This is a genomic window from Desulfovibrio sp., from assembly GCF_035644575.1.
In the GTDB taxonomy this organism is placed as follows: Bacteria; Desulfobacterota; Desulfovibrionia; order Desulfovibrionales; family Desulfovibrionaceae; genus Desulfovibrio.
The window spans coordinates 1-9,613 of sequence record NZ_DASQOG010000244.1 but is presented as its reverse complement, the minus strand read 5'-3'; the positions used below and the strand labels follow the sequence as shown (position 1 = coordinate 9,613).

Below are 9,613 nucleotides of genomic sequence, written 5' to 3'. Positions count from 1 at the left end.
CCGTTTCTTCCCCCAGGGCGAAGTTCATGCCCTGTACTGGGACGGCGTGGGCCTTGGCCTCAAGTGGAAGACCCGCCGCATCCGTGGTTCTGTGGCAGAAATCGACCTGGCTGACGTGAACAACGATGGCATCCTTGATCTGGTGGTGGGCCTGAACACCTCGCCCGATCTCGGCATCGGCAGCCGCCAGTGCATGATTACCGCCTATCCTCTGGACGTTTCGGCTACCAACCCCAACGTGCCTGCGGACTTGAGCGACTTTGAAGTAAACCCCAACTAGCGGGGTAAACGGCCCTTCGCCAGCGCGAGGGGCCGTTTTTATCTGCGGCGCAGAGCTGCGGATATGGAGCAACGGCCTTGCCGCGGCTCTGGCAATAGCCAATATTAAAGCGGTAAAACCCACTGGGGTTTTACCGCTTTATAACCAGTTTACTGAAACGGAAAAGTTTTTGGAGTAAGGAGACAGCATGCGCATCCTTGTGATCGGCTCCGGTGGCCGCGAACACGCCCTGGTTTGGAAAATTCTGCAAAGCCCCGAAGTCAGCGCCATTTTTGTTGCGCCCGGCAACGGCGGCACCAGCAGCGAAGGGGCCGTCAACGTGCCCGTGGCTGTGGACGACCTGGACGGCTTGCTGGCCTTTGCGCGCAAGGAGCACATCGACCTGGTGATTCCAGGCCCCGAACTGCCCCTGACGCTGGGCATTGTTGACCGCATGCGCGAAGCGGGCATTCCCAGCTTCGGGCCGGATGCCTATGGCGCGCGCCTTGAGGGCAGCAAAGCCTTTGCCAAGGAAATCATGAACCGCGCCAAGGTGCCCACTGCCCACTGCGCCGTGTTCAGCGATGCGCAGGCAGCCCGCGACCATATCAACAAAGTGGGCGCTCCCCTGGTTATCAAGGCGGACGGCCTCGCCGCGGGCAAGGGCGTCATCATCGCCCAGACCGTGCAGGAAGCCCTGGGCGCCATTGACGAAATCATGACTGAACGCGCCTTTGGCGATGCTGGCAATCTTGTGGTGGTGGAAGAATGCCTTGTGGGCGAGGAAGCCTCCTTCCTCTGCGTATGCGATGGCACACGCGCTGTCCCCCTGCCCTCGGCGCAGGATCACAAGCGCGTGTTCGACAACGATGAAGGCCCCAATACCGGCGGCATGGGCGCATACAGCCCTGCCCCGGTGCTGCCCGACAGCATGCTTGAGGAAATGGCCGACCTCACGGTGCGACCCATCCTGCGCGAGCTTGCCAAGGACGGGCATCCCTTTGTGGGCGTACTGTACGCGGGTCTGATGATGACCGCCGACGGCCCCAAGGTGCTGGAATACAACGTTCGCTTTGGCGACCCCGAATGTCAGCCCTTGCTCATGCGCCTTGACGGCGACCTGCCTGCCATCATGCTGGACGCCGTGCGCGGCAAGCTTGACCCGGCAAGTCTCGGCCAGACCAGCCAGACCGCGCTTGGGGTTGTGATCACCGCCAAGGGGTATCCCGGTTCCTACGCCAAGGGTTTGTCCATCGAAGGTATTGAAGATGCGGACAGCGTACCCGGCGTAAAGGTTTTTCACAGCGGCACTGCCGTTAAGGACGGCGCGCTCGTTTCCAACGGCGGGCGTGTTTTGTGCGTCACCGCGTTGGGCGACAGCCTGGCCGCCGCGCAAAAGGCCGCCTATGCCGGTGTGGCCAAGGTGCGCATGCAGGATGGTTTTCATCGCACCGATATTGGCGAAAAAGGCATCCGCCGTCTGGCCGGGAAATAGCAACAACCCCAATTTGCAAGAATATTCCGGCGCTCTGCGCCGCACCACAGGAAGGAAAGACTATGCCGCAAGTAGTCATTTTGATGGGGTCAAAGTCTGACGAAGAAAAGGTCAGCCCCTGCGTAGACGTGCTGAAAAGCCTTGGCGTGAGCTGCGCCATCACCGTCAGTTCTGCGCACCGCACTCCGGAACGCACCGAAAGACTGGTGAGCCAGTACGAAGCCGAAGGCACGCGCGTGTTTATTTGCGCAGCAGGCATGGCCGCGCATCTGGCTGGAGCCGTTGCCGCCCGCACCACGCGCCCTGTGATTGGCATTCCTGTTTCCAGCGCCGCTCTGTGCGGCATGGACGCGCTTTTTGCCACAGTGCAGATGCCTCCCGGATTCCCGGTCGCCACGGTTGCCACCGACAAGGCTGGCGCGCGCAACGCCGCATGGCTGGCCGCCCAGATTCTGGCCGTGTCCGACCCTGCGCTTAACGAACGCATTGCCGAAGCCCGCGCCAAAATGCGCGAAGAAGTGGAAAAAGCCGGGGACGAAATTAGCCGCAAATACGCCTAGGGCAATAGGGGCGGTTCTTCCGCTGGATTCTGCCCATTGCTTTGACTCGCCATAAGAACCCACGCTACGGGCACGAACAGCGCGTAGAAAAGACCAACAAACGCCCGCAGGCTGAGCTTGCGGGCGTTTGTTATTGCCAGCTATTGCTGCTGACAAGGCAATCTGAAGGCTGATTGATCACGCGGGTGCCTCTGTACCGTAGTCAAGGCCGACAGCGCAGACCCTGTTTCGCCCTTCCTGTTTTGCGCGGTACAGGGCGGTATCAGCCGCCAGAATGAGGGCATCGCAGATTTGCGTGCTTTCCATGCCCTGCGGTGCGCCCGGTTCAAAGACTGCGGCGGCAACGCCAACGCTGATTGTCACATTTATGACTGTGCTGTTGAATGACACCTCCAGCATGACCGCAACCTGTCGCAGCCGTTCGGCAAGTGTCACGGCTTCATCCTGTTCCATACCGGGCAGCAACACAGAAAATTCCTCGCCGCCATAGCGTCCAAGCAGGGCTTTGTGACCAAGCGTGTCCTTCAAAGCTGCCGTGACGCCCCGTAGTACCTTGTCGCCCGCCATATGCCCGTGCTCATCATTGACGCGTTTAAAATGGTCGATGTCCAGCAGCATAAACCCGAGCTTGCCGCCAGCCTCGCGGCAGCGGTCGATCTCCCGCTGAAAGGCCTCCATAAAAAACCAGCGGCTGAACACCTGGGTCAGCGCGTCCTGCGACGCAATGCGCTGCATTTTTTCAAGCAGTTCCTTGCTCTCGGTCATGTCGTACAAGGATACAATGAGGCCGGAATCTTTTTCTGACTCGCCTACCCTTGCGCAGGAAACCTTGTAAAAACGCAGGCCGCCCGCAACCGGCAGAGCAATCTCCATTTCCTCTTTCTGCACAAGCGCCGTCACATCAAGGGAACTTTGCTCGGGAAATACGTCACTGACCGCCAGCCCCACGGCATCCTCTGACAGAGCCGGAAGTATGGACACAGCACTGTCGTTGAAATCCACCACCCGCAGCTTGTCGTCCAGCACCAACACGCTGGCGCTCATGGTCTTGAAGACCTTGTCGCGCGCTATGGGCACGAGGTCGAACATACGCAGACGGGACATGGCAAAGCCGCTCAGCGGCAGGGCCGCCGAGAGAATGAAAGGCTCAATATCAATGCCGTAGGGCGCAAAGCCAAGAGTCTGCAAAAAATTGCCTACCCAGAGGCTCAGCGCGCCAATAAAGATGGTTTTTGCCTGCCGCCTGCGATAGCCCGTTGTTTTGCCGTAGGAAAAGGCAAACAAAGCCAGCCCGGCAAAGGCAACCAGCATCTTGTAAACAAAATCCACATAATACCACCAGCCCTTCTGTGTTACCGCCACGGGGAAGGGACCGCTGGCATCCACTACAAACGTCTTATAATGGAAGTGATGACACTCATTGGTATAGAGCATTACAATAGTCGTAAGTGGCACTACAAAAAGCAGGGCCAGCATGGCCTTGCTCTTTATTGAATAGTTATTGTAATAAACGGCAAAAAGGAACCAGAACACTGCAATAAGCGGTGCTCCCAGGTATTCAATTTTTAAGGAAAGATAGATTGTTTCAGGCGTGCTTGATGCAAGCTCGAAAATGTACCCGACCGTGTACATGAAAATGGACATGAACAAAAACAAAAAGGCCGCATACCCATTTGAGCGCGCTATCCTGGACGAATAGCAAACAGCATAGAGCATGCCCGCGCACGATATACTCAGAAAAAGAATACAGGCAATTCTTATAATCACTGACTATGCCTTATACTATTTGCCCTGTAAGCGCGCCAGCCGCAACTGGCATTTCGTTGCACAGCTGCGCATTCATAATGTGCTGTAGAAACGGGAAAATACAGTTCCTCGCCCCTCTGCAGCTTCGGTCGTTCGATTTTTTTACCTGCATCCCCATAAGCTGACAAGCCGTGCTGCCCCGCCAGCAAACAAAAACTCCGGGCCTGCCTGGGCAGACGCCGGAGTCGTTGCAACAATCAAACCAACTTATTGACTAGAATTTGCCGGTCACGTCCAGGCACTGCCAGGGTAGACCGTAGACGTTGAGATCCTTCATGAAGGGATCAGGATCAAACTGCTCCATGTTCCACACGCCGGGCTTGCGCCACAAACCCTGTGCCACCATCTTCGTACCGATCATGGCGGGCACGCCCGTGGTGTACGAGATGGCCTGGGAGCCCACCTCTGCGTAACATTCTTCGTGATCGCAGATGTTGTACACATAGACGGTCTTTTCCTTGCCGTCCTTGACGCCGCGCATGAGGTCGCCAATGCAGGTCTTGCCCTTGGTCAAAGGGCCGAGGGAGGCCGGGTCGGGCAGCAGCTTGGCAAGGAACTGGATGGGCACAATGTCCTGCCCCTGGAACTTCACAGGGTCGATGCGGGTCATGCCCACATTGCCAAGCACCTTGAGGTGGTTGAGATAGTTCTCTGAAAACGTCATCCAGAAGCGGGCGCGGCGGATACCCTTGAGGTTCTGCACCAGCGATTCCAGTTCTTCATGATACATGAGGAAGCACTTTTTGGACCCGATGCCGTCAGGGAAATCAAAATTCATGGACCAGGACAGAGGGTCGGTTTCCACCCACTCGCCGCGTTCCCAGTACCGCCCGCGCGCCGTGACCTCGCGGATGTTGATTTCAGGATTGAAGTTGGTGGCAAAGGGCTGGCCATGATCGCCCGCATTGCAGTCGATGATGTCGAGCACGTGCACTTCGTCCAGCTGGTGCTTGAGCGCCCAGGCCGCGTACACGTTGGTGACGCCGGGGTCAAAGCCGGAACCGAGCAGGGCCGTCAGCCCGGCCTCGCGGAAGCGGTCCTGATAGGCCCACTGCCACTTGTATTCAAACTTGGCGGTGTCCAGAGGCTCGTAGTTGGCGGTATCCACATAATGCACGCCGCATTCAAGGCAGGCGTCCATAATGTGCAGATCCTGATACGGCAGGGCCACGTTGCAGACCACATCGGGCTTGACCTGCCGGATGAGGGAGCAGAGCTCGGGCACGTTGTCCGCGTCCACCTGAGCGGTGGCAACTTCTACGCCAAGACGGGTCTTGACGCTCTGCGCAATGGCATCGCAGCGGGAAAGAGTGCGGCTTGCCAGCGTTACCTTTGAGAATCCGCCTTCCTTGAGTACCTGCGCACACTTGTGCACCACAACGCTGCCTACGCCGCCCGCGCCAATAATCAGAATATGAGACATGTTCCTTCTCCGTGGTGGAAGAGGTATACCACTGCGCGGCATGACCGCGCCGCCATTTTCATATATTGCGCCCGAGGGCGCAGGGTTGCCGGGCCGCATGACCCGGGCCGGAAAACATGATGCCCGCACTGCGTGACAGAGCCGTTACGCCACGCGCGGAATGGGCCTTATGGCTCAGGAAAGTTCCGGCGTCAACAGGTCGCGGTGCAAAAACCGTCACCTCTGCCTTATTTCTCACTTTTGACCGCAGGGCCAGGATCTGCCGCATCACCATCCAGCAGGCGCACATGGGCGTAACGCCCGCTTTTGCGCGCCAGCCCGGCAAGCTCCAGCCCCTGGCTTCTGCACTGCGGACAGGCGTGACGCGGCACCAGTATGCACAAGGAGCGGGGCACCCGTTCCGAGGCGGTCTCAATGCGCCCCAGCCCCGAGCAATCGCCGCACAGCCGCCAAGCTTCTGTCTGCCCTTCGCGCAGGTTGTCCGTATCGTAAAAAATATGCTTGCGGCGCACCCACCAGCCGTTTTCTTCCTCGCCTTCCGTAGGCTGCGCCGGGGGATGAAAATACACATCGCGGATCTGCGCGCACAATTTTGCTATGTATTCCCCCACTTGCGGCCGCTGACGCGTGGCTTCCGGCGTCCAGCCCGGCTCGCGTATATCCGAAGCGTCCAGACCGGCCAGGGCAAGGCAGATGCCCAGATTCACGTAGGGCAATGCCCCGCGTATGGAGTAACCGCCTTCAAGCACGGCGACATGCGGCTGCAGGGCCGCATTAAGCGCCGCATAGCCTTGTGCCGAAAGCTTCATGTTGGCAAGGGGGTCGGTGAAGTGATTGTCCTGCCCGGCTGAATTGATGATCAGGTCAGGCTTGAAATCTTCCAGAATGGGCAGCACCGCATGCTCTATGGCGTACAGATAGCCCTCGTCCGAGGTTTCGGGCGGCAGCGGGATGTTGATGGTGCGCCCAAGCGCGCCGGGGCCGCCGCATTCCTGCGGGAAACCCGATCCGGGGTACAGGGTGCGCCCGTCCTGATGCAGGGAAATGAACAGGGTATGCGGGTCGTTCCAGAAAATATCCTGACTGCCGTCGCCGTGGTGCACGTCCGTATCCACGATGGCGATGCGCAGGGGGCGGCCATCGGGGCGTGGGTAATGATCGCGGATATACTCCACCATGACGGCTTCGTTATTGATATTGCAGAAGCCGCGGTTGCCGTGCACCACGCGCATGGCGTGGTGGCCCGGAGGCCGCACCAGAGCAAAGGCGCGCTGTTCGCGCCCCTCAAGCACCAGCCGGGCCGCGCGGATAGCCCCGCCCGCCGAAGCCAGATGCGAATCCGTGCTTACCGCCGCAGCAGAAGGCAGGCAGAAGTGCGCGCGCTCAAGCTGGGCATGCGTGGCAAAGGCGGGGCGGTACTCCGTAATGCCGGGGATGTCGAACAACCCTTCTTCTAGCAGCTGGTCGCGTGTATAGAGCAGGCGCTCTTCCCGCTCCGGGTGTGTCGCAGAAATGGCCCAGTCAAATGCAGGGAAAAACACCACACCAAGACTGCGGGCCGCCACCAGGGGCGGCAGTGTTTTTTCAGTCATCACCTTCGCCAAGTTCTTCAAAAATATCTGCCCCGTAACGGGCATACGTCACCATACGGCCCATGTGCGCAAGGCCCATGCCGTAGGCCAGATTGCTTTCGGCCACGGCCATAAAAAGCACGCCTTCAGTATCATGCAGGGCAAAAAAGCCGCCCGCACCGCCATCCTTGCGAAAAACGGCGCAGTGCAGCAAACCGGGATCGCCGATAACGTTGACGAGGGTGTAGCCCTTGGGCGGCTGACCCGGCAGATAGGCAAGTTCCTTGCCTTCACGGGGGGCAAAACGCACGCCCGCGCCTTCAACTTCGAGTGTATAACATTCGTACATATATTCTCCTTGGTGGCGCATGGAGCGCGCCAAAAGCCTGCATGGCAGGCTGAACCGGCAAAATTGCAAAAACCCGGAAAGCGGCTCTCGCCGCAAAAAACTATTCCAATCCCCAACCGCGCTGACGCAAGTGAGACTCAATGGCGGAACGACACTGCAAAACCACGTCTTCGGGCGGCTGCGAGGCATCAATAATGGCAAATCGCTCGGGTTCTTCCTCGGCCAGAACCCTGTAGCCCTGACGCACCCGTTCGTGAAAATCAAGGCTCTCGGCGTCAAAACGGCCTTCTGAAACCACCAGCCCTTCCAGGCGGTTGCGTTCGCCAGCGCGCATAAGGCCGCAGCGCACCGGCAGATCCAGCAGCAGGGTCAGCTCCGGTTGCAGGCCGCCCGTGGCCGCCTGATTGAGCCTTTGCAGATATTCCGTATCAAGTCCGCGTCCGTGCCCCTGATAGGCCAGAGTGGAATCGGTGTAACGGTCGCACAGTACGGTCTGCCCTGCTTCCAGCGCAGGCCGGATAATTTCCGACACATGTTGCGCCCTGTCGGCAAGAAACAGAAAAAGCTCCGCCCTGCTGGAGAGTTCACGCGTGCGGGCATCAAGCAGTATGGAACGCAGGCTGCGCCCAAGCGCACAGCCCCCCGGCTCACGCGTACACAGGGGGTCGTGGCCGTTTTCCTGCAAAAAACCCGCAAGATAGTTGATGGCCGTGGACTTTCCCGCGCCTTCTATACCTTCAAAAGAGATAAACATTCTTCTTTCACCGCTTTTTTGCGGGTTGCGGGGGCGGCTTTGTCCGGCGTACGCGCGGCCCGGTGCACGGGTCGCCCCAGCGTAGCCTGCCAGGGTGTCCAGGCCTCGCCTTCGCCCTCTATCTGGGCGAACAGGCCACGGCACTGGGCCATCTTGGCGTCCAGGTTGTCGGCATAGTGCAGGGCCATGGCTTCAGGCGTATGCGGCACGCGCACCGCGCCGAACTCCAGCTCGCCATGGTGGCTCAAGATCAGGTGTTTCAGATGCCGCTGCAACGGCTCTTCCAGACCGGATTTAGCCAGATACGGCTCCAGCATTTCAATGCCCAGCATGAGGTGCCCCAGCAGGCGGCCCTCATCAGTGTAGTCATTGGCGATACCGCCAGAAAATTCGCGCAGTTTGCCAATATCGTGAAACAACGCTCCCGCAAGGAAGGTCTGCCGGTCAAGCTCCGGATAATGGTCGGCAATGCGCCGGCAGAGCTTGAATACGCTCAGGGTATGTTCAAGCAGCCCGCCCACATAGGCGTGGTGCACTCCCTTGGCCGCCGGGCAGACCCGAAAGGCGGCGCGCATCTCGTCGTTGTTAAAAAATCCCTGCACCAGCTTGCGCCAGGGCGCGTGGACAAATTCCTTCTTGATGAGGTCAAGCAGTTCATCCAGCATCTCATCCAGCGAAAAGGGGCTGGCGGGCATGAGGGCCGCATGGTCTACGGCGGCGCATTCCTCATCGGAAAGAAAGCGCATCTGCTCCACCGTGAGCTGCACCTGATCGCGGTACAGCCCAGCGCGCCCTTCGGCCCACACAAGCGTTCCCGCCGCGATTTCGCTGAACTCCGCGCTCAGCGGATGCCATATCTTGGCTTCGAGGCTGCCGCTGGCGTCAGCCAGGGTAAGCCGCCAGTACGGGCCGTTGCGCGATTGCCCCTGCGCCGCCTGCGTAACCACGAATATGCCGCGCGCCTCCGAGGCGGGGCCAATATCTTTGACGTAACAACCTTTTTCCATATATCGTTCCAGCGGCGCGCATCTGCGCCGGGCATATGCTGTTTTCCACGCGGGCATGGCCCCTGACGCGGAACTTCCAAATTGGCAGGGCCGCGCAAAACACTGGAACCACGCGGGCCTTAGGCCGAATTTCCCTTCTTTCCGAGGTATTGTCAAATGGACGTTCTTCTGACCAACGATGACGGCATCCGCGCGCGCGGTCTGCGCGCGCTTTACGCCGCCCTGCTTGAAGCAGGGCATACCGTGCATGTGGTGGCCCCCATGACCCAGCAATCTGGCGTGGGCCACTCGCTGACCGTATTTGAACCTGTACGCGCCATGGATTTTGAAGAACCCGACTTCAAGGGTCTGGGTATTTACGGCACACCCACGGACTGCGTCAAACTGGC

The 9,613-nt window shown here is 59.2% G+C and carries 9 protein-coding genes and 1 pseudogene; 4 read left to right on the top strand and 6 right to left on the bottom strand.

The features are described from left to right. The 3 genes and pseudogenes from VEZ52_RS13630 to purE all read left to right on the top strand — a co-directional run. Positions 1–280 (top strand): annotated as a pseudogene (locus VEZ52_RS13630) (VCBS repeat-containing protein); the annotation flags it as partial. Positions 281–467: 187 nt separating this feature from the next. Then, positions 468–1,754 (top strand): phosphoribosylamine--glycine ligase, encoded by a 1,287-nt coding sequence (gene purD, locus VEZ52_RS13625; RefSeq protein WP_324837299.1) that lies wholly within the window; start codon positions 468–470, stop codon positions 1,752–1,754. Between the two features lie 62 nt (positions 1,755–1,816). Then, complete coding sequence (purE, locus tag VEZ52_RS13620) at positions 1,817–2,314, top strand: 5-(carboxyamino)imidazole ribonucleotide mutase (RefSeq protein ID WP_324837298.1); 498 nt, start codon at positions 1,817–1,819, stop codon at positions 2,312–2,314. Positions 2,315–2,491: 177 nt separating this feature from the next. On the opposite strand, the gene VEZ52_RS13615 is transcribed toward purE, so the two are convergent. The 6 genes from VEZ52_RS13615 to VEZ52_RS13590 form a co-directional block, all read right to left on the bottom strand. Then, complete coding sequence (locus tag VEZ52_RS13615; RefSeq protein WP_324837296.1) at positions 2,492–4,081, bottom strand: histidine kinase N-terminal 7TM domain-containing diguanylate cyclase; 1,590 nt, start codon at positions 4,079–4,081, stop codon at positions 2,492–2,494. A gap of 253 nt (positions 4,082–4,334) precedes the next feature. Continuing rightward, positions 4,335–5,543, bottom strand: a complete 1,209-nt coding sequence (locus tag VEZ52_RS13610; RefSeq protein ID WP_022658910.1) for a saccharopine dehydrogenase family protein — start codon at positions 5,541–5,543, stop codon at positions 4,335–4,337. 227 nt (positions 5,544–5,770) lie between these two features. Then, on the bottom strand, positions 5,771–7,135 hold the full coding sequence (locus VEZ52_RS13605; protein WP_324837295.1) for a histone deacetylase: 1,365 nt from the start codon (positions 7,133–7,135) through the stop codon (positions 5,771–5,773). Beyond that, positions 7,128–7,463, bottom strand: a complete 336-nt coding sequence (locus tag VEZ52_RS13600) for a hypothetical protein (protein WP_022658913.1) — start codon at positions 7,461–7,463, stop codon at positions 7,128–7,130. The genes VEZ52_RS13605 and VEZ52_RS13600 overlap by 8 nt, the downstream gene beginning before the upstream one ends. A gap of 100 nt (positions 7,464–7,563) precedes the next feature. After that, positions 7,564–8,217, bottom strand: coding sequence for a dTMP kinase (gene tmk / locus VEZ52_RS13595; protein WP_324837294.1), 654 nt, complete (start codon positions 8,215–8,217; stop codon positions 7,564–7,566). Next, on the bottom strand, positions 8,193–9,224 hold the full coding sequence (locus VEZ52_RS13590) for a 3'-5' exoribonuclease YhaM family protein (RefSeq protein ID WP_291446154.1): 1,032 nt from the start codon (positions 9,222–9,224) through the stop codon (positions 8,193–8,195). The genes tmk and VEZ52_RS13590 overlap by 25 nt, the downstream gene beginning before the upstream one ends. Positions 9,225–9,380: 156 nt before the next feature. Here VEZ52_RS13590 and VEZ52_RS13585 point away from each other — a divergent pair. Continuing rightward, a partial coding sequence (locus VEZ52_RS13585; protein WP_324837293.1) for a 5'/3'-nucleotidase SurE occupies positions 9,381–9,613 on the top strand: 233 nt, incomplete at its 3' end.